The following is a 19,572-nucleotide window of genomic DNA, read 5'->3' as shown; positions in this document are numbered from 1 at the left end:
CATATTTTGAAAATCAGTATTTTTGGCCTCGGCTACGTGGGTGCCGTCTCGGCCGGTTGCCTGGCAACGGATGGCCATGAAGTGATCGGCGTCGATCCGAACAAGACCAAGGTCGACCTGATCAACCAGGGCACCACGCCGATCATCGAGAAAGACATCGGCGAGATGATCGCCGCCACCGTGAAGAGCGGGCATCTGCGCGCCACGGCGGACGTGCGCGACGCCGTCTTCGGCTCGGACATGTCGCTCATTTGCGTGGGCACGCCGTCGCAGCTGAATGGCAACCTGGACCTGAGCCACGTGCGCAAGGTGTGCCAGGAAATCGGCGCGGCGATTGCCGAGAAAGATACTTTTCACGTCGTCGTGGCGCGCTCGACCATGCTGCCCGGCTCCATGCGCGCGCTCGTCATCCCGACCCTGGAAGCGGCCTCGGGCAAGGTGGCCGGGGTCGACTTCGGCGTCTGCAACAATCCGGAATTCCTGCGCGAGGGCACGGCCGTCTACGACTACTACAATCCGCCGAAGACGGTGATCGGCGAATCGGACGAGAAGGCCGGCGCGCTGCTGGTGCAGCTGTATGAAAAGATGGACGCGCCGCTGGTGCGCACGGACGTCGAGACGGCCGAGATGGTCAAGTACACGGACAATACCTGGCACGCCGTGAAAGTGGCGTTCGCCAACGAGATCGGTAATATCTGCAAGGCGGTCGGCATCGACGGTCACAAGGTGATGGAAATCTTCTGCCAGGATACCAAGCTGAACCTGTCGCCGTACTACATGAAGCCCGGCTTCGCCTTCGGCGGCTCGTGCCTGCCGAAGGACGTGCGCGCGCTGACCTACAAGGCGCGCAGCCTGGACCTCGACCTGCCATTGCTCAACTCCATCCTGCCATCGAACCAGCGGCAAGTGGAAAAGGGCATCAAGATGATCGCCGACAAGGGCGCGCGCAAGGTGGGCATCCTGGGATTCTCGTTCAAGGCCGGCACGGACGACTTGCGCGAGTCACCGCTGGTCGATGTCATCGAGCACTTGCTGGGCAAGGGCTATGAACTCAAGCTGTACGACAAGAATGTCAACCTGGCAGCCTTGACGGGTGCCAACCAGGATTACATCCTGAACCACATTCCGCATATCTCCAAGTTGATGGTTAGCAATATGCAGGACGTGCTGGACTTCGCCGACACCATCGTCATCGGCAACGGCGCGGCCGAATTCAAGAGCGTGCCAGGCAGCCTGAAGCCGCACCAGCATATCGTCGACCTCGTGCGTATCAGCAAGGAACAAAGTGGAGAGCAATATGACGGCATCTGCTGGTAAGAACGTGGCAGGCGCGCCGCGCCGCGTGCTGATCCTGGTGGAAAACCTGCCTTCGCCGTTCGACCGGCGCGTGTGGCAGGAGGCGACCACCTTGCATGCGAACGGCTATGAAGTATCGATCATCTGTCCCACGGGCAAGGGTTACGAGTCGCGCTACGAAGCCATCGACGGCATCCATATCTACCGCTACAACCTGCCGCTGGAAGCGGAGGGCGCGAAGGGCTACCTGGTCGAGTATTCGCTGGCGCTGTTCCACACCTTCCGCCTGGCGTGGAAAGTACATTTCGCGCGCGGCTTCGACGTCATCCACGCCTGCAATCCGCCCGATCTGCTGTTCCTCATCGGCGGCTTCTTCAAGCTGACGATGGGCAAGCGCTTCCTGTTCGACCACCACGACATCAACCCGGAACTGTACGAGGCCAAGTTCGGCCGGCGCGATTTCTTTTATAAACTGATGGTGCTGTTCGAGCGCTGGTCGTTCCAGAGCGCCGACGTGTCGATCGCCACCAACGAGTCGTACAAGAAGATCGCCATCGAGCGGGGCGGCATGGACCCGAACGATGTGTATGTGGTGCGCAGCGGTCCCAAGCTGGACCGCCTGCGCGTGCTGCCGCCCGTGCCGGAACTCAAGAAAGGCCGGACTTACCTGGTCGGCTACGTGGGCGTGATGGGCGCGCAGGAAGGCATCGACCTGCTGCTGCAGGCGGCGCAATACATCGTGCAGACCCTGGGCCGCCAGGACGTGCAGTTCGGCCTGGTCGGCGGCGGCACCTCGCTCGAGCAGATGAAGCAGATGGCGCAGGACATGGGCATCGCCGACTATGTGACCTTCACGGGACGAGTGCCGGACCAGCAATTGCTGGAAATGCTCAACACCTCGGATGTATGCGTGAACCCGGACGTGGCCAACGACATGAACGACAAGTCGACCATGAACAAAATCATGGAATACATGGCATTGGGCAAGCCGATCGTGCAGTTCGACCTGGTCGAGGGCAAGGTCTCGGCGCAGCAGGCATCGTTGTATGCCCTGAAAAACGATCCCATCGACATGGCGCGCAAGATCGTCGAACTGCTCGACGACCCCGCCCGCCGCGAGCAGATGGGCGCCTTTGGCCGCCACCGCGTGATCAACGAACTGGAGTGGGAGTATGAGGCGCCGAAGCTGCTGGCCGCGTATGCGCGCCTGTTTCCCGGCGCCGTGCCCGCCGCCTCCGTGACCTTGAGCAAGGATGGCCGCTGACATGCGCCGCCCAACCAGCCATCCCCAACCCTGATGGAGCAAGCCCGACGATGAAAGCAATGATACTGGCAGCAGGCAAGGGCACGCGCGTGCGTCCCCTGACCTACGATTTGCCCAAGCCCATGATCCCCATCCTGGGCAAACCCGTGATGGCCTACCTGGTGGAACACCTGGCGCAGCATGGCGTGACCGAGATCATGGTCAACGTCAGCTATCTGCATGACAAGATCGAGGAGTATTTCGGCGAGGGCCACCAGTTCGGCGTGCAGATCGGCTATTCCTTCGAGGGGTATACGAATGATGCGGGCGAGGTCGTGCCACAGCCGCTGGGTTCGGCTGGCGGCATGAAGAAGATCCAGGAGTTCGGCGGCTTCTTCGATGACACCACGATCGTGCTGTGCGGCGACGCCTTGATCGACCTGGACCTCGAGGCGGCCCTGCGCGAGCACCGCCGTTCGGGCGCGCTGGCCTCCGTCATTACGCTGGAAGTGCCGTGGGACAAGGTGTCGAGCTATGGCGTGGTGGTCAGCGACGATGACGGACGCATCCGGGCATTCCAGGAAAAGCCGGCGCAGGCCGAGGCGCTGTCGAATTGCGTCAGCACCGGCATCTACCTGTTCGAGCCCGAAGTGCTGGACCTGATTCCCAGCGACCGGCCCTTCGATATCGGTTCGGAACTGTTTCCCCTGCTGGTCGAGCAGGGTTTGCCCTTCTATGCGCAAAAGCGCCAGTACAACTGGATCGACATCGGCAGCGTGAAGGATTACTGGGAGGTGCTGCAAAGCGTTTTGATGGGAGAGGTGGCCCAGCTGCACGTGCCCGGCACGGAAATCGCCGAGGGCGTGTGGACCGGTTTGAACACCAGCATCGACTGGAGTGGCGGCACGCGCATCGAAGGCCCTGTCTACATCGGTTCGGGATGCCGCATCGAGGCGGGCGCCACCATCATCGGCCCCACCTGGATCGGCCATGGCAGCCATGTCTGCAGCGGCGCCGAAGTGGTGCGCAGCGTGCTGTTCGAATATACGCGCGTCTTGCCCGATGTGCTGCTCGATGAAATGATCGTCTTCAAGGATTTCAGCGTCGACCGTGCCGGCGAGATGCGGCATGTCTCCGATGACGCGACCATTGCTTGGGGCAATGCGCGTGACCGGCGCAGCCAGCGCCGCGCGGAAGTGCCGCCGGCCCGGTACGCTACCCAATAAACTGTTTGTGAAGTGACACCATGAAAATTTACCCAGTGATTCTGTCCGGCGGTTCGGGCACCCGTTTATGGCCGCTGTCGCGCGCCGTCTTGCCCAAGCAGCTGTTGCCGCTGGTAACAGACAAAACCATGCTGCAGGAAACGGCGCTGCGCGTGCAGAGTCTGCCCAACCGCCGCGCCGGCGATGGCGCGCTTGCCGATGTCGAAGTCATGCCGCCGCTGGTGGTGTGTGGCAATGAGCATCGCTTCATGGTGGCCGAGCAGTTGCGCGAGATCGGCCTGGCGCCGCTGGGCATTTTGCTCGAACCGGTGGGCCGCAATACGGCGCCGGCCGTGGCGGTGGCAGCGCAGTACCTGCTGGCGATCGATGCGCAGGCCTTGATGCTGGTCTTGCCGGCCGATCACGTCATCACCGATGTCGCCGCGTTTCACCTGGCCATCGCCGAGGCGGCGGCCCTGGCCGGCGATGGCGCCCTGGCCACCTTCGGCATCGTGCCGACGGCGCCGGAAACAGGGTATGGCTATATCCGCAGCGGCGCACCGGTGGCGCCGGGCGCGGCGGGTTTCCACGTCGAACGTTTCGTGGAAAAGCCGGACCTGGCCACGGCGCAATCGTTCCTTGCCGCAGGTAGTTACTTCTGGAACAGCGGCATGTTCCTGTTCCGCGCCGAGCGTTATCTGAGCGAACTGGGGCAATTCCAGCCAGCTATGCTGGCCGCCTGCGAGGCGGCCGTGCGTAACGGCTACCGTGACCTCGATTTTTGCCGTCTGGAAGAAAAGGCCTTTGCCGCCTGCGCATCGGACTCGATCGATTATGCGGTCATGGAGCATACGGCGCATGCCGTGGTGTTGCCGGCTGCCATAGGCTGGAGCGATGTCGGCTCGTGGTCGGCCCTGTGGGAAGTGCAGCAGAAGCAGGGCGATGTCAGCGCCAGCGGCAACGTGGTGCGCGGCGATGTGTATCTCGATGGCGTCAGCAATTGCCTGGTGCGCGCGGAAAGCCGCATGGTTGCCGTGCTGGGCGTACAAGACCTGGTGGTGGTGGAAACGGACGACGCGGTACTGATCGCGCACAAGGATCAGGTCCAGCGTGTCAAGCAGGTGGTCGACCATCTGAAACAGGCCGGCCGCAGCGAGCACCAGCAGCACCGCAAGGTATATCGCCCTTGGGGCAGTTATGAAGGCATCGATATCGGCGAGCGCTTCCAGGTCAAGCGCATCACCGTCAATCCGGGGGGCAAGCTGTCCCTGCAGATGCACCATCACCGCGCCGAGCACTGGGTGGTCGTCAGCGGCACGGCCAGTGTGACTTGCGGTGACAAGGTGACCCTGTTGACGGAAAATGAATCGACCTACATTCCCATCGGCATGACCCATCGGCTGGAAAATCCCGGCAAGCTGCCCTTGCACCTGATTGAGGTACAGTCGGGAAGCTATCTGGGCGAAGACGATATTGTGCGGCTGGAGGATGTGTACCAGCGCGTCTGATGCCAGGCTGTTGGCACGTCCAAGAGCTAGGAAACTATTGGTTATTGGAATGATGCTATAAAGTAACTTTTCATTGGAAAATAGTTAACATAAAAAATTGCTTTATGCTATGATTCTGCCTGGTTTGATTGGATAACTCATGTGGATGCAAGCGCATCCGCATTCACGCTTGGTGGAATCGCATGAAGAAAAATACGTATTCGGTGCTGGCTGCGCTGGCCTTTGCCGGTTCAGCTTTATTCTCGCAGGCAGCCATGGCCGCGCCCGTCGACATCAGCTCCACGCCTGGCGCTGTGAATCTGGCAGCGGGTGGTTCGCTGACGTTCGGCGACAAGTTCAAGAACAACCAAAAAAACAATTTTTTCAATGACTTGTTCACGTTCAACGTGGCACAGGCCAGTGATTTGAGCGTGGTCCTGAATTCGCGCAGCAGCAGCGCCACGAACGGTTTGAACCTGACGGGTTTCGGCTTGTACAGCAGCGTTGGCAATACCTTGCTGCTGGGCGGTGACCAGTTGTTGACCGGCATTGATGACAAATGGACCCTGTCGTACGCCAATCTGGCCGCCGGTTCCTATTACTTGAAAGTCAGCGGCAACGTAGTGTCGAACACGGGCGCGGCTTTCAGTGCGAACGGCAGTCTGGTATCGGCCGTGCCTGAGCCAGGTACGTACGCGATGTTGCTGGCAGGCCTGGGTTTGCTGGGCTGCATGGCACGCCGTCGCCAGAAGGCGGCTTGAGTCCGGCCTGGCTGGTAGGTATCCCTGTTTGCGTTTCCATCCCGCAGCTGGCCTGAGCCAGTTGCAGTCATCTTGGTGAAAAGTATGAAAAAATTCCTGAAATCCCTGTTTGTGGCCGCCATGTTTGCCGGCAGCAGCCTGGCCGCCCACGCGGCCCCGGTTGACATCAGCCACGCCACGGTGGATCTGACGCAAGACTTGCTCGACTATTCCAGCAGCGAACTGCTGGGTTCGTTTTCGCTGGCGCAAGGCCAATTGGCCGGCGCGGGCAACAACTTTTTCAGCGACAAATTCACCTTCAGCGTGACGGGCTTTAACGACCTGAGCGCACTGGCGACATCGCTCAAGCCGAGCGCCAATTCCGGCCTGACCCTGACCGGCTTCAGCCTGGGTAATGCCAGCGGCATTCTGTTTCACGGTGCCCTTGACCTGATCAATTTCACGGCGCAAGACCAGGCCTGGTCCCTGCAGTCCGGTTTGACGCCTCTGGCTGCTGGGAATTACTTCCTGCAAATTGACGGTTATGTCGCCTCGCCAACGGGCGGCAGCTACAGCGGCATCCTGGCCGTCACGCCGGTACCGGAACCGGAAACCTACGGCATGCTGCTGGCAGGTCTGGGTTTGCTGGGTTTCCTGGCACGCCGCCGCAAGCTGCAAGCCTGAAGAGAAATAATTCTTGTACATGAAACGGAGGCTGCGGCCTCCGTTTTTTTTTGTCTATTCTGTTGTACGTATGGCGCTATAATTGTTCGCAACCGTTGGTAGCTGATGCATGGCTGCTTTGATACTCTCTTCCGTGACCATATCGACCATTGCGTACCTCTCTCTGCTTTTCACTAGCGTTTGCCGTCGGCATCGCACATGCCGACACGACACCGATGGCAACAGGTCTGCAGCCTTCGCAATTGGCGATCGTTATCAATGATGCGGAACCAAATAGCGTGGAAGTGGGTGAGTATTATCGCCAGTCACATGCGATCCCTGCCGCAAATATTGTGCATGTCTCCATTCCGAATCGTCCTGCCAAGCTCAGTGCGGATCAGTTCGCGCAACTGAAGGGACGCATCAATGAGCAGTTGAAGCCCGGTATCCAAGCTGTGCTGATGGTGTGGAGCGCGCCATATGCTGTCGAGTGCAATTCGATCACCTCTGCATTTACGCTGGGCTTTGATGCCGCGCAATGCGTCAAGACCTGTGATCCTGGAAAGCCCAGCGCTTATTTCAACTCGACCGTTACCCAGCCGTTCACGCAGCTGGGCTTGCGCTTGTCGATGTTGTTGCCGGTGGATTTTGTCGAGGAAGCCAAGGCCGTGGTGGACCGCGGCAAGGCCAGCGGCTTCGCTGTCCCCAAGGCCAGCGCTTATTATTTGCGCACTACGGAAGCCTCGCGCAATAGCCGTGCCGCGTTTTTTCCTCCGGATGGGGTGGTAAACCAGCGCAAACTGACGATCAAGAACATCAAAGCCAACAGTCTCGAGGGCGCGCAGGATGTGATGGTCTATCAAACCGGCATGTCAAAGGTAGATAAGCTCGATACCTTGCGCTTCTTGCCGGGCGCGCTGGCCGACCATTTGACCTCGTTTGGGGGGGATTTGCGGGGTAATGGACAGATGAGCAGCCAGCGCTGGCTGGAAGCTGGCGCGACGGCGAGCTATGGCACCGTGACGGAGCCCTGCAATTATTGGCAGAAATTTCCCAATCCCACCGTCTTGCTGCGCCATTATCTGTCTGGCGTGACCGCGCTCGAAGCGTACTGGCGCAGCGTTGCCTGGCCAGCGCAAGGATTGTTTATCGGTGATCCGCTGGCGGCGCCCTATGCAAGTTACCGGCGCTGACGAAAGATTGTTGACGTTCCTGAGTGAAAACAACGAACATCAAAAAAGAGCCGTGGCCCTTTCCCGATGCTCATCAGGCGGCTATGTCCCCCGTTGTCATGCGGCGGCGTTTGCCGCGTGGCGGTATTTTCGGCGTGTGGCAACGGCAATCAAGCCCAGGCCGACGACCATCATCAAATAGGTTTGTGGTTCGGGAATCGGGGAAATTGGTGGCGTGACTGGCACGATGGGCGTATTCCGGCCGCTGTCCAGGCCGCCAGTGGCGCCGCCACCGCCGACGCCGCCAGCGCTTGGCGGCAGGTTGCCGCCGAGTTCGCTGCTTGCCAGCAAGCGCGTATCGTCGCCTGGGAAGGTCGAATGGACCATGCCAGGCTGGTGTGCCGGCTCCCAGTCGTTGAATTTCTCATTTTGTGCAAACTGGTACGTGCCCGTGTCGCTGGCATGCATGCCGCCCACCTTCCCGCTTCGCGCGTTTGCCGCACCGCTGCCTTCTTCTTCGCCCAGCAGGCCGAGTGAATGGGTGCGACCAGCCATGTATGGCTTGCGTAAATCAGGCATGGCATCATCCGCGCCATACGTTGGCGTTTCGCCTGTGCCGTCGTTCGTACGTGCGCCGAAACCGACATAGCCATCGAGCAGCCGGCAAGAGCTGTATGTGCTTTCCATGTCGGCGTCACCAGCCTTGCCTTGTTGCGCTGGCGCGCCGCCATCGGCAACTTCGCAGCGCTTGCTGTTGTCGGTTTGATTGCGTTGTGTATTGTCTTGTGCCGATGCGGCCATCGGCGACATGGCCAGTGCCGCAGCAAGCAGCAGCAGGGGCGTGGTAAATCGTGTAATTGGTTTTAACATGGCTGATCTCTTTAGAAGCGCGCAACGCGTTAAGTGAGTTCCCGCCCTCAGCTGGCGATTGTCGCGACAGCGCGGAAGCGCTGCTTGGCAAGCTGGAGCTGCATCTCAAGGTCAGGCGTGGACGAGGCCTGTGTTATCTGACGGTGTTGCAAGTGAGCTGAAAGCATAATTCTATTGCAAGGAATTAAACTTGTTTGTTGGAAATATATCATATTTCGACCCTCCGCGTCTGTTAAAACTGCCGGGTATTTTATTTTTGTTGCTGATTAGATACTTTATTGCCTGGCGATATTGCGCGCTGCGCGCACAGGCGAGTACTCCATTCGGCTTAATCAAATGTCATCAAGTCGTCATGCTGGTTCGTTAATATGCAAATAACAAGTCTGCAATCATTTTGTTAATTGCGGCGCGCCGGCCTGCCGATGCGCGCTGGTGCCATTTTTTCTATCGACCGGGATCTCCATGCACACTTCGCTTTCTTCCCCGCGCACCCCCTTGCGCCTGACCGTCATGGCCGCCATGCTGGCCAGCCTGTCCTTGCCGGCCTTGGCCGCTTCCGATGTCGTCATCAGCCAGGTGTATGGCGGTGGCGGCAATAGCGGCGCCTTGTATACCAATGACTTCATCGAAGTATTCAACCGTGGCGCCAGCCCGGTGAATGTGAGTAACTGGAGCGTGCAATACGCCTCGGCCACGGGTGTCACCTGGGCCGTGACGGCCTTGCCGGCCATCGATCTGCAGCCGGGCCAGTACCTGCTGGTGCAGCAAGCCAAGGGCGCGGGCGGCACGGCGGCGCTGCCCACACCGGACGCCAGCGGCAGCATCGCCATGTCGGGCACGGCGGGCAAGGTCTTGCTGAGCAATAGCAAGACTGCGCAAACGGGCGCCAACCCCGCGGGGAGCAGCGTCATCGACCTGGTCGGTTTCGGTACGGCCAACGGCTTCGAGGGCAACGTGGCGCCGGCGCCATCGAATACCCTGGCGATCCTGCGGGCGAATGGCGGTTGCGGCGACACGGACGACAACGGCGCCGATTTCGCCGCTGGCAGCGTGGCGCCGCGCAATACGGCGTCTGCCTTGCATGTGTGCGGCGGCCCCGTGGTGCACCAGATCATCACCAGCTGCCCCGCCAGCCTGGCCCTGGCCGTGGGCAATGGCGGCAATGCCGTGCTGCGCGCCTCCGACGTGGATGGCGTCGTGAATGCCGCCAGCCTGGGTTCGCCGGCCGTGGCCGGCATCAGCCTGGCCAATTTCAGCGCGGCCGGCGTGGCCGGCGACAGCGCCAGCGTGAGCCTGCTGGTGGCCGCCGGTGTGCCAGTCGGCAATTATCCTGTCACTGTGAATTTCAGCAACGACCAGCAGCAAAGCGCCAGCTGCACGATCGATGTCGCCGTGCAAGGCCTGGCCGCCATCAGCCACACGATTCCGCAAATCCAGGGCAGCGGCGCAAGCAGCCCCTACGCCAATTCCGTGCAGACGACGGAGGGCGTGGTGACATTGAAAGTGGGCACCGGCTTCTTCATCCAGGATGCGGCCGGCGATGGCGACCCGTTGACCTCGGACGGCATCTTCGTCTACACGGGCACTACCGTCACCACGGTGCAGCCGGGCGAACTGGTGCGCGTGACGGGCACGGTGGTCGAATATACGCCGTCGGGCGCAAAAAATTCCTACACGGAATTCAAGGACGTGACGGCCATTCTCACGCAAAGCGCTGGCCACAGCGTCGTGCCGGCGAACGTGACCTTGCCGAACGATAATCTGGCCGCCGTCGAAGGCATGCTGGTGCGCTTCACGCAACCGTTGACCGTGTCGCAAAACGCCTACGTGGGCTCGCGTGGCGAGCTGACCCTGTCGGCGGGACGGCGCGAAGTGCCGACCAACCGCTATCCGGCGGGCTCCGCCGAGGCGCAGGCCTTGATCGCCGCGAATGCGAACAACCTGATCGTGCTCGATGACGGCATTTTCGTCACGCCGCCGACGATTCCGTATATCGGCCAGGATGGCACCGTGCGCAGCGGCGACACCATCGCCGACCTGACGGGCGTGGTGGACTTTGGCGCCATCGGCGGCGGCGGGGCCGCCTACAAATTGCAGCCCACGCAAACGCCGCAGTTTTCGCGCGACAACCCGCGCACGGGCAGCCCGGCACTGCCGGCGGGCAACGTCAAGGTGGCCAGCGCCAATGTGCTGAACTTCTTCACGACCTTCACGAATGGCAATAACGTGTTTGGCCAGACGGGGCAGGGCTGCACCCTGGGCACGTCGACGAGCAAGAGCAACTGCCGCGGCGCCGACAATCTGGCCGAATTCGTGCGCCAGCGCGACAAGATCGTGGCCGAACTGCAAGCCATCGATGCGGACGTGGTGGGCTTGATGGAAATCCAGAACAATGGCGAAACGGCCGTGACCTATCTGGTCGACCAGCTCAATGCGGCCATCGGCGGCGTCACCTACGCGGTGGTGCCGAAACCGGCCGCCACGGGCACGGATGCCATCCGCGTGGCGATGATCTACAAGCCTGCCAAGCTGGGCCTGGTGGGCGGCGCCTTGTCGGATGCCAACGCCATCAACAACCGTCCGCCGATGGCGCAGACCTTCCGTGCCGGCAATGGCGAGAAATTCTCGCTGATCGTCAACCACCTGAAATCGAAGGGCAGCTGCCCGTCCGGCAGTGGCGCCGATGCGGACAACAACGATAGCCAGAGCTGCTGGAACGCCACCCGCGTGCAGCAGGCGCAGCGCCTGGTGGGCAGCTTCGTGCCGCAGGTGGCGGCCGCCGCCGGCGATGCCGACGTGCTGGTCATCGGCGACCTGAACTCGTATGGCGCGGAAGACCCGATCCAGGTCATCACGGGTGCCGGCTTCGTCAACGAACTCGAGCGTTTCGTGCGTCCGTCGGGCATGCCGTATTCGTATGTATTCGGCGGCCAGAGCGGCTATCTCGACCATGCGCTGGCCAGCGCCTCGCTGAGCCCGCAAGTGGCGGGCGTGGCCGAATGGCATGTGAATGCGGACGAGCCCGAAGTGATCGACTACAACATCGACTCGGCCAAGCCGCAAGACCTGTACAACGCCTTGCCGTACCGCGCCTCGGACCATGATCCCGTCGTCATCAGCCTGGACTTGCAGCCGGCGTACCGCGACATCACGGCCGCCGTCTCGACGGCCAGTTCGGGCCTGACCTTCAACCGCGCCACGCAAAAGTACACGGGCACGTTCTCGTTCACCAACACGGGCGCGGCCGCCATCAGCGGCCCGTTCCAGGTGGTGTTCGGCGGCTTGCCGGCCGGCGTCACCCTGGCCAACGCCAGCGGCAGCCATGCGGGCGCCGCGTATGTCACCGTCAACGCGGCCAGCCTGGCGCCGGGCGCGACGGCCTCGTTCGCCGTCAGCTTCACCAATCCGTCGAAAGTGACGATCAATTACTCGGCCAGCATCTTCGCCGGCAACTTCTAAGGACACCATCATGTTGACAGTAAAATTCAATCTCACCCTGCGCCGCGCCGTGCTGGCCGCCTTGCTCGCTGGCAGCAGCAGCCTGGCGCTGGCGGACCCGCTCGGCTATCACGTGGAAATCGACACGAGCGCCTTTTCCGGCGCCGGCTTCCTCGACTTCGCCTTTATCGCCGGCAACAGTCCCGCACCGGGCGCCAGCGCCACCCTGAGCAACTTCTCGGGCGCCTTCGGCGCGCTGGAATCGCAGGAAGGCAATGTCAGCGGCAGCGTACCCGGCAGCTTGACCTTCGGCAACAGCGGTGCCTACAACGATTGGTTTCATAACGTGACCCTGGGCGGCAAGTTCGCCTTCAACATCGTCTTTGGCGGCGACTTCTTGAACACGGCCGGCAATGCGGGCACGACCTTCGGCGTGGGCTTGCTCGATGCTAGCGGCACGGCTTACCTGGGCAACGTGAATGGCAACCTGCTGCAGTTCGAACTGACGCCGCTCAATGGCGGCGTGCCCGCCAGCATCGCCGGCAGCACCTATGCCAACATCGCTTCGATCTCGGCCGTGCCGGAAGCGTCGGAATGGCTGATGCTGACGGGCGGCCTGGCGCTGATCGGTTTTGCCCTGCGCCGCCGCCAGCCCGTCATGCCGGCATAAGGTACAGTTGTCCCGCCTGAACACAGCGCGCCCCTGGTGCGCTGTGTTTTTTTTTCGCCTATTTATTTGGAATAGCTATAAATCAGGAAACTAAATTGTATTAGTCAGCGTTTTACGCTTGATGCATAGTCAAAAACTTGTCGGGCCGTCTAGTTTTTCATGGAGGGCCGCCAACTTTTTCGGAAGGATGCATCATGCGCCGTCATATTCTGCTGCTCGATCCCGCGCCCGCCATGCAAGCCTTGCTGCTGCATAACCTTGAAGGGGCCGGCTACCGGGTCAGTTGCGCCCTGAACGCGCGCGGCGCGCAGGCGCTGATGGCCGTGGATGCGCCCGACTTGCTGCTGCTGGAATGGGAGTTGCCGGACGCCTCGGGGATTACCTTGCTGCGCCAGCTGCGCCAGGATGGCGCGCTGTGCGAATTGCCCATCATCATGGCCAGCGCGCGCGACAGCGAGCACGACAAGGTGCTGGCGCTGGAAAGCGGTGCCGATGATTACCTGTGCAAGCCCTTCGGCCCGCGCGAGATGCTGGCCCGCGTGCACGCGCTGCTGCGCCGACGCGCGCGCATGCTGTTGCGCGACGCAGGCGGCCAGGCGGCGCTGCGCCTCGATCCCCATACCTTGCGCGTGACGGCCGGCAAGGTGCCCATCAATCTGGGCCGCGTGGAATTCAAGCTGCTGCATTTCCTCATGGACCATCCCGGCAGGGTGCACAGTCGCGCGCAACTGCTGGACCAGGTGTGGGGCCAGGCCGCCTATCTGGATGAACGCACGGTCGATGCCCACGTGGGGCGCTTGCGCCACGCCTTGCAGCCGGGCGGCTGCGGCCACCATATCGAAACCGTGCGCGGCAGCGGCTACCGTTACCAGGCGTGTGACGCCGCCTGCGCATGATGCCGCTGACGGCCAGGGAGCAGGAATATCTGCTGCATGCCATCGTCGGCGCGCATGGCATCGCCGCGCGCAGCGATTTCTTCCTGTGGAGCCAGGGGCCGCTGCAGGCGTTGCTGCCGCACGCCGTCCTCGTCTGCGCGCAGCTGGGGGGCGACGGCGCCGTGCTGCGCAGCGAAGCGTGGCATAGCGCCGTGCTCGATACGGGGCAATTATGCGTGCTCCAGGAGCAGGTGGCGCAGCTGGCGCGGGCCTGGCGCGCGGCGGGCCAGCAGGCGCGCATGATCGATCAGGTGCTCGTGCATGGCAACCTGGCGGCCGGTGGCGGCAGTCTGTTTGCGCTGCATGCCACGCCGATGCCCGGGGCGGACGCGGCGCGCCAGGCGTATGTGCTGGAATTGCTGCTGCCGTATCTGCAGTTGCACTGGCTGGCATTGCCGGACAGCCTCCCGCCGCGCACCATCGCCGCGCCGCGCGCGGCCAGCGCCCGCGAACTGGAGATCTTGCGCTGGGTCAGTATCGGCAAGAGCAACGAGGAAGTGGGCTTGATCCTCGGCATCAGCGGCTGGACCGTGAAAAGCCACTTGCAGCGCATCTATAAATTATTGGGCGTGAGCAACCGCACGCAAGCCGTCACGCGTGGCATGGCGCTACGGCTGATCGGCCATCACAGCTGATCCTGCGGGCGTCCCTGTTTCATCCCGCCACTTTCATTCACATGTTCCACCGTGCTCAGCGATACTTGCAGCACGCCAGGGTGCGCCTTCAGGCGCGCCGCTTCGTCCGGCGTCAGCATGGCGGCAAAACCGTTCAAGGTCACGGTGTAGCGGTACTGCACGGGCGCTTCGGCCACCAGCGCCAGCACGGCATTCTGCTTGTCTTCCAGGTAGGCCGTGTAGCGGCGCGCCGCCTCGCTGCCCGTGTCGAGGCGCCGGCCCTGGGCGATGGCGGGCGCCAGGCCCGGCACGCCGCCCGTGTAGGCGGCCAGCGGCGCATCGGCCAGTTGCACGATGTAGGCGCGCCGTGCCTGCGCGGCGGGCGCCTGCCCGTCCGTTTGCACGGCGCCGGCCAGGCTGGCGGCAGTGGCGAGCAGGGCGAAGGTCAGAGTGCGTGTGGGCATGTCGCTTCCTTTCATGCGAGGTCGTGCAACGATTGTACTCCCGTGGCAGAACGGGGAGGGCGGCGCTGCCTTGCCGTCTCCCCGTCCATGGCAGCACCGTTTATTGCGCTGCCGCCTTAGCTTTGACCGTCACGAAGGTCGATGCCGCCGTCGCGCCGTTGGCATCCTGCCATTCGATCATGCCCAGGTAGCGCTATTTGCAGCAGGCAATAGCGTTCATCGAGGCCGAGGCTGGCGACAGCGGGGCCGGCGCCGGATGGACAATGGTGCGTCGCGCCGCATCAGGCGGCATCAGGATTCCTGTGACATAGCCAAAAAAAACGCGCCCCGCAGGGCGCGTTGTGTCACGTCAGAACGTTGCCGTTACAGCTTGGCGTCCGCCTTCACCTTGCGCTGGCTGGGGACGGCCAGCGGCAGCGGGTTGTTGGTCTCCACCGACAGCACGGTGGTGGAGGCTGCCGCGTTGTTGCCATCAAGGAAGACTACGCCGCCCAGGTAGCGCTTGCCCGTTTCCAGGCCCGACCAGCTGACGCCGGCCGTGGCGCTGCCGCCCACGTACACCTTGCCTGGCAGGGTGGCTTTCAGGTTGCCGCCCTTGTCGGCTGTCGTGACGACGGCCGACGACAGGCCGAAGCCGGTCGATACGCCATTTGCCAGTTCATAGCCGATCACGCACACCTTGTAGCTGCCTGCCGCCGGGGTGGTCACGGTGATCGCCTCGTTCGAGCCGGCCGTGGCCGACATGGCGACGGCCGTGCCGGCGCCATTGAGCAGCATCAAGTCGAGGTCATTGCCCGTGCCTTCGGTGGTGTCGCGGTCGAAGATTTCAAAACGCGCCACCACCGTGCTGGCGGGAATGCTGACATTGACGGTGCGCACGCCGCCGCTGCCGGCCTTGCACGCGGCCGTCATCTGCGCCACCGTTTCCATGCTGCCTGCCGGCGCCTGGTTCACGGTTTGCTCGCTGCGGGCCACTTCCTTCAGGCCGCCCGTTGCCGCGCCCACCTTGCCCGCAAAGCCCGTGCTCAGGTTGATCTGGCGCAAGCCACTGACCTTGTCAGCCTGCAGCAGGGCAGGCGACTGCACGGCGCGGCCGGAACGCGCCGTGACGGGGCTGCGTACCGTGTGCACGCCGTCGCTCCAGACCAGTGCGCCGTACTGCCAGACATTGTCGGCCGCCGTGGTGCGCGTCAGTGTCACCGTGAAGGACTTGGTTTCACCTGGCGCCAGCACCAGGGTGCTTGGCGCGACGGCGATGCTGTAGCCGCTGATCGAGGCGCTTGCCGTGTAGCTGGCGCTGCTGCTGCCCACGTTGGTGACGCGGCGCGTGACCGTTTGCGTGCCCAGCACATTGGCGATGGTGATCGACGGCATGTTCAGGTTATAGCCGGCCAACGTGCCACCGGCGCACTCGGCAGTCATGCCGACGCCGCACATGTATTTCTTGTAGTCGGCCAGGGTGGCGTCGTACACCAGGCCCGGATCGGCAGCCTTGTTCGGCGTCACATGGCCGGCGCCCTGGCCCCATGGCAGGATGCCGCGCGCATCGCCGGCCTGGATGTCGGGCAGGGTGGTGCTGCCGGTGGTCATCAGGGCCGACTTGATGGCGGCCGGGCTCCACGTCGGATGCTGCTGGCGCAGCAGGGCTGCCAGGCCGGCCACGTGCGGGCTGGCCATCGAGGTGCCTTGCAGGAAGATGTAGGCTTGCGCCGGCACCAGGCTGCCATCTTGCACGGCATCGCGCTGGGCGCGCGACAGGGCGGGCGTGCCGCCGGCCAGGATGTCCACGCCAGGCGCCGTGAGGTCCGGTTTCAGCAGGTTGGCATCGAACAGGTTCGGGCCGCGCGACGAGAAATCAGCCACCACGGGGGCGGCCGGGCCGTTGCCGTTGGTGACGAAACGCGAGATGGCGGCCGTGGCCGCGCCCGTCTGCGCCTGGGCGTTGATCAGCGCGCCATCGGCGGCACTGACATGCACGGCGGGCAGCACGTGCGGGTCGGACACCAGGCCGATGCCCGTGTCGACCAGCACCATGCCGGCGCCGCCCGCTTCCAGCACGGCGACGCCCTTGTCGGTGCGTGCCGTGGTGCCGCGCAGGCAGCTGACGACCTTGCCGGCGACCTTGGCCGGATCCAGCAGGGCCACGCCGCCGTTGTCGCCGGCGCGGTAGCACAGGGCCAGTTTTTGCGCATCGGCGCCGGGCAAGCCCGCATCCTGTGCGCGGATCAGCGCGGTCGCCGGCAGCGGGTTGTAGTTGAGCGAGGCGCCCGTGTAGCTGGCGCCGTTGCCCAGCGTGACGGTGGCCTGGTTGGCGCGGTTGTGCGTCGAGGCCGCCACGGTGGTGATCCATGGGCTGACGTGGGCCACGGTATTGGCCGGTCCCGCATTGCCGGCCGAGGCGGCAACGAAGACGCCCGCGTTCGAGGCATGCAAAAAGGCTTGTTCCACGGGGTCATTGACGACGCCGCCGCCGCTGATCGAATAGTTGATCACGTGCACGCCGTCGCGCACGGCTTTCTCGATGGCCGCCACGCTGTCGCCGCCGTAGCAGCCGTTCTTCGCGCCCGTGGCCTGGGTCGCCAGGTTGTACGACCAGCACACCTTGTAGACGGACAGGCGCGCGCGCGGCGCGATGCCGGAAATGGCCCCCAGCGGGGTGCCGTTGGCGCTTGCCGGCACGCCGCTGTTGCCGCCCGCGGTGGACGAGGTATGCGTGCCATGGCCGCCTTCACCGCTGGGGTCGCCCACGGAATCGCGCGGCGAGGTGAATTCGCTCCAGTGCTGGATCTTGTCCGTTTCGGTCAGGCGCACGGCGTTGAAGTACTGCGCGCCGATCAGCTTGTTGTTGCAATGGGCTTGCGTAAAGGCTTCACCCGTCTGGCAAGTGCCGCTCCAGCCAGCCGGCGGCGCGCCGTAGGCCAGGGTGGCGTTCGCATCGAAGGTGGGGGTGCCGTTGGCGTCGACCTTGTCGGCATAGGACAGGTTTTCCGGCCACACGCCGCCATCGACGATGCCGATGATGATGTCTTCGCCCGCATGCTGCTTGCCGCCCAGCTGGTTCCACAGGCCGCCCGGCTGGTCCAGGCCAAGGAAGGTGGGCGTGTAATTCGTTTGCAGCGTGCGCGGCTCGTCCGGGGCGATGCTGGCCACGTCGCCGCTCGCCTGCAGCTGGCGCACTTCGGCGTCGGTCAGCAGGGCGGAAAAGCCGTTGAGCACGATCTTGTACTGGTATTGCACGGGCGCGGCGGCGATGATGGCTTGCACGCGGGCCTGTTTCTGGTCGAGGTAATCGCCATACAGCTGGACTTCGCTGCTGGCCAGGTCGAGGCGCGCGCCGGCTGCCGGCTGGGTGGCGCTCAAGCCGTCCACGGTGCCGGCGTAGGAGGCGATCGGCTGATCGGTGAGCTGCACGATATAGGGACGGCGCAGGTCGTCGGCGTGCGCGTTGAGGCTCAGGCTGGCAAACAGGCTGAGGATGGCCAGCGAGAGGGGACGCAAGGTCGGACGCAAGGTCGGGCGGAATGTCATGAATGGTTTCCTGGTAACGGTAGCGGGATCGGAAAAGGACGCATCAGGCTTGCTGGCGGCGGCGCGCGGCAAAGCCCACGCCGGCCAGGCCCAGCAGCAGCATGGCGTAGGTCGATGGCTCCGGTACCGAGGCGACGATATTGTCGAGCGCGAACTGGCCCTTGTTGGTGCTGAAGGCGCTGCAGCTGCCCGCCGTGTTGCAGCTGAAGCCGAAGAAGGCTACCGAGGCGAACTGCTGGCTGCCGAAGCTGCTGCTGGTGTCGTAATGCTGGAACAGGAAGTTGCCGCCGATGGGGCCGCCGAGCTGGTAGGTTTCATACACGGAACTACCGTCGGCATAGAAGCCTTGCAGGCGCAGCAGGCCGGAAACGGCTGGATACGAGATGCCCTGGGCATGGCCGATGAAGCTGGCGTCGAAGCCTTGTACGCTGACCAGGCCGCCTGGCTGGCTGGCCTCGAGGAAGAGGATGCCGTCGTTCAGCGCCGCATAGTAATTGCTGCTGTTGTTGGTCGGGCAGGCGATATCGCAGGAATAGCGGTCGCTGCCGTCCAGGATGGCGCCCACCAGGTCGCCAGGGTTGGCGCCCAGGACATTCGACTCGCCCGTCAGGCGGAAGCCGCCCGTTTCGAAGTAATCCGTGTGGCCGACAAAGGTATTGTCGAAATTGTTGAAGTCGATCACGCCGGCCATGGCGGCCGGGGCGGCGCCGCCGGCCAGCGCCAGCAAGGCGGCGGCAGCGATGTGTTTGAGGGGGAACGTGGCCGGACGGCCGGATTGCGATTGCACGATATGAGTCATGGATCTTCCCTTGGTAGTTTTAAGGATGCAATATGTTTTGCGTCTTCTTCAATCCCTTGCTGCTGGCCGGATAAGACCAATCGGCAAAAAATTGATTTTTACTATAGCAAAAGATGCAATTCTATTGTGCAATATTCTTTCAAATTTAATTTGAAGGTTACAAATTTTGAATGAATAAAATTTATCTTTTACTATGGAAAATGAAACCGATAGTTACTTGCTTCCCAATTGAAAATAGTTGATTGCAGGTTAGTCCCGCTACCATGCCGGCGCATCTTGCGGAACCGCCACCGCGCTGTCGCCGCGATGGTTTCCCATGGAATTTGTTGTTCACAGTACAAATAAAAAGATTGTATTAACCACAATCGGCATGGTAGGCTGACGAGCATCAGGCAAGCGTGCGCCGCCTGTGCGTGGCCACCAGCTGTGCACGTGGGCGCAATGGATT

15 protein-coding genes are annotated in these 19,572 nt (G+C 62.7%); 11 read left to right on the top strand and 4 right to left on the bottom strand.

Going from position 1 to position 19,572, the window contains the following annotated elements; genetic code table 11:
• Positions 1 to 6 precede the first annotated feature (6 nt).
• The 7 genes from BM193_RS07215 (at position 7) to BM193_RS07185 (ending at position 7,827) form a co-directional block, all read left to right on the top strand.
• Positions 7 to 1,317 (top strand): nucleotide sugar dehydrogenase, encoded by a 1,311-nt coding sequence (locus BM193_RS07215; RefSeq protein WP_092798476.1) that lies wholly within the window; start codon positions 7 to 9, stop codon positions 1,315 to 1,317.
• Positions 1,298 to 2,560 carry a glycosyltransferase family 4 protein gene (locus BM193_RS07210; RefSeq protein WP_092798477.1) on the top strand — a complete coding sequence of 421 codons (1,263 nt, stop codon included), beginning with the start codon at positions 1,298 to 1,300 and terminating at the stop codon, positions 2,558 to 2,560. Before BM193_RS07215 ends, BM193_RS07210 begins: the two co-directional genes overlap by 20 nt.
• Positions 2,561 to 2,610: 50 nt before the next feature.
• Entirely contained in the window at positions 2,611 to 3,765 is a 1,155-nt protein-coding gene (locus BM193_RS07205) for a nucleotidyltransferase family protein (RefSeq protein WP_092798478.1), read from the top strand.
• Positions 3,766 to 3,785: 20 nt separating this feature from the next.
• Complete coding sequence (locus BM193_RS07200; RefSeq protein ID WP_092798479.1) at positions 3,786 to 5,252, top strand: mannose-1-phosphate guanylyltransferase/mannose-6-phosphate isomerase; 1,467 nt, start codon at positions 3,786 to 3,788, stop codon at positions 5,250 to 5,252.
• Between the two features lie 182 nt (positions 5,253 to 5,434).
• Positions 5,435 to 5,992 (top strand): FxDxF family PEP-CTERM protein, encoded by a 558-nt coding sequence (locus BM193_RS07195; RefSeq protein ID WP_092798480.1) that lies wholly within the window; start codon positions 5,435 to 5,437, stop codon positions 5,990 to 5,992.
• Positions 5,993 to 6,076: 84 nt separating this feature from the next.
• Positions 6,077 to 6,655 (top strand): FxDxF family PEP-CTERM protein, encoded by a 579-nt coding sequence (locus tag BM193_RS07190; RefSeq protein WP_092798481.1) that lies wholly within the window; start codon positions 6,077 to 6,079, stop codon positions 6,653 to 6,655.
• A 215-nt stretch (positions 6,656 to 6,870) separates the two neighbouring features.
• Positions 6,871 to 7,827 (top strand): TIGR03790 family protein, encoded by a 957-nt coding sequence (locus BM193_RS07185; RefSeq protein WP_092798482.1) that lies wholly within the window; start codon positions 6,871 to 6,873, stop codon positions 7,825 to 7,827.
• A 96-nt stretch (positions 7,828 to 7,923) separates the two neighbouring features.
• Here the strand turns inward: BM193_RS07185 and BM193_RS07180 are convergent, their stop codons facing one another.
• Entirely contained in the window at positions 7,924 to 8,616 is a 693-nt protein-coding gene (locus BM193_RS07180; protein WP_175533186.1) for a PEP-CTERM sorting domain-containing protein, read from the bottom strand.
• A gap of 522 nt (positions 8,617 to 9,138) precedes the next feature.
• On the opposite strand from BM193_RS07180, the gene BM193_RS07175 reads away from it, so the two are divergent.
• The 4 genes from BM193_RS07175 to BM193_RS07160 all read left to right on the top strand — a co-directional run bounded on the left by BM193_RS07175 (position 9,139) and on the right by BM193_RS07160 (position 14,354).
• On the top strand, positions 9,139 to 12,135 hold the full coding sequence (locus BM193_RS07175; protein WP_092798484.1) for an ExeM/NucH family extracellular endonuclease: 2,997 nt from the start codon (positions 9,139 to 9,141) through the stop codon (positions 12,133 to 12,135).
• 10 nt (positions 12,136 to 12,145) lie between these two features.
• Entirely contained in the window at positions 12,146 to 12,784 is a 639-nt protein-coding gene (locus BM193_RS07170) for an NF038129 family PEP-CTERM protein (protein ID WP_092798485.1), read from the top strand.
• 194 nt (positions 12,785 to 12,978) lie between these two features.
• Positions 12,979 to 13,680, top strand: coding sequence for a winged helix-turn-helix domain-containing protein (locus BM193_RS07165; protein ID WP_092798486.1), 702 nt, complete (start codon positions 12,979 to 12,981; stop codon positions 13,678 to 13,680).
• Positions 13,677 to 14,354, top strand: coding sequence for a LuxR C-terminal-related transcriptional regulator (locus BM193_RS07160; RefSeq protein ID WP_092798487.1), 678 nt, complete (start codon positions 13,677 to 13,679; stop codon positions 14,352 to 14,354). Before BM193_RS07165 ends, BM193_RS07160 begins: the two co-directional genes overlap by 4 nt.
• Here BM193_RS07160 and BM193_RS07155 read toward each other — a convergent pair.
• The 3 genes from BM193_RS07155 to BM193_RS07145 form a co-directional block, all read right to left on the bottom strand.
• Positions 14,345 to 14,797 (bottom strand): protease inhibitor I9 family protein, encoded by a 453-nt coding sequence (locus tag BM193_RS07155; RefSeq protein WP_175533185.1) that lies wholly within the window; start codon positions 14,795 to 14,797, stop codon positions 14,345 to 14,347. The genes BM193_RS07160 and BM193_RS07155 overlap by 10 nt on opposite strands.
• A gap of 363 nt (positions 14,798 to 15,160) precedes the next feature.
• A complete protein-coding gene (locus BM193_RS07150; protein WP_092798489.1) occupies positions 15,161 to 18,325 on the bottom strand; it encodes a S8 family serine peptidase in 3,165 nt (1,054 codons plus the stop codon).
• Positions 18,326 to 18,368: 43 nt separating this feature from the next.
• Entirely contained in the window at positions 18,369 to 19,124 is a 756-nt protein-coding gene (locus BM193_RS07145) for an NF038120 family PEP-CTERM protein (RefSeq protein WP_254785925.1), read from the bottom strand.
• Positions 19,125 to 19,572: the final 448 nt, after the last annotated feature.

The organism is Janthinobacterium sp. 344 (assembly GCF_900112025.1).
Taxonomy (GTDB): Bacteria; Pseudomonadota; Gammaproteobacteria; order Burkholderiales; family Burkholderiaceae_D; genus Janthinobacterium.
The sequence above is the reverse complement of the archived record's forward strand: the minus strand, read 5'-3'. Positions and strand labels throughout refer to the sequence as shown.

What these genes read in the sequence shown, in the direction of transcription:
- BM193_RS07210 (WP_092798477.1), top strand. Translation starts at nt 1,298, where the DNA reads ATGACGGCATCTGCTGGTAAGAACGTGGCAGGCGCGCCGCGCCGCGTG.
- BM193_RS07205 (WP_092798478.1), top strand. Translation starts at nt 2,611, where the DNA reads ATGAAAGCAATGATACTGGCAGCAGGCAAGGGCACGCGCGTGCGTCCC.
- BM193_RS07200 (WP_092798479.1), top strand. Translation starts at nt 3,786, where the DNA reads ATGAAAATTTACCCAGTGATTCTGTCCGGCGGTTCGGGCACCCGTTTA.
- BM193_RS07195 (WP_092798480.1), top strand. Translation starts at nt 5,435, where the DNA reads ATGAAGAAAAATACGTATTCGGTGCTGGCTGCGCTGGCCTTTGCCGGT.
- BM193_RS07190 (WP_092798481.1), top strand. Translation starts at nt 6,077, where the DNA reads ATGAAAAAATTCCTGAAATCCCTGTTTGTGGCCGCCATGTTTGCCGGC.
- BM193_RS07185 (WP_092798482.1), top strand. Translation starts at nt 6,871, where the DNA reads ATGGCAACAGGTCTGCAGCCTTCGCAATTGGCGATCGTTATCAATGAT.
- BM193_RS07180 (WP_175533186.1), bottom strand. Translation starts at nt 8,616, where the DNA reads ATGTCGCCGATGGCCGCATCGGCACAAGACAATACACAACGCAATCAA.
- BM193_RS07175 (WP_092798484.1), top strand. Translation starts at nt 9,139, where the DNA reads ATGCACACTTCGCTTTCTTCCCCGCGCACCCCCTTGCGCCTGACCGTC.
- BM193_RS07170 (WP_092798485.1), top strand. Translation starts at nt 12,146, where the DNA reads ATGTTGACAGTAAAATTCAATCTCACCCTGCGCCGCGCCGTGCTGGCC.
- BM193_RS07165 (WP_092798486.1), top strand. Translation starts at nt 12,979, where the DNA reads ATGCGCCGTCATATTCTGCTGCTCGATCCCGCGCCCGCCATGCAAGCC.
- BM193_RS07160 (WP_092798487.1), top strand. Translation starts at nt 13,677, where the DNA reads ATGATGCCGCTGACGGCCAGGGAGCAGGAATATCTGCTGCATGCCATC.
- BM193_RS07155 (WP_175533185.1), bottom strand. Translation starts at nt 14,797, where the DNA reads ATGCCCACACGCACTCTGACCTTCGCCCTGCTCGCCACTGCCGCCAGC.
- BM193_RS07150 (WP_092798489.1), bottom strand. Translation starts at nt 18,325, where the DNA reads ATGACATTCCGCCCGACCTTGCGTCCGACCTTGCGTCCCCTCTCGCTG.
- BM193_RS07145 (WP_254785925.1), bottom strand. Translation starts at nt 19,124, where the DNA reads ATGACTCATATCGTGCAATCGCAATCCGGCCGTCCGGCCACGTTCCCC.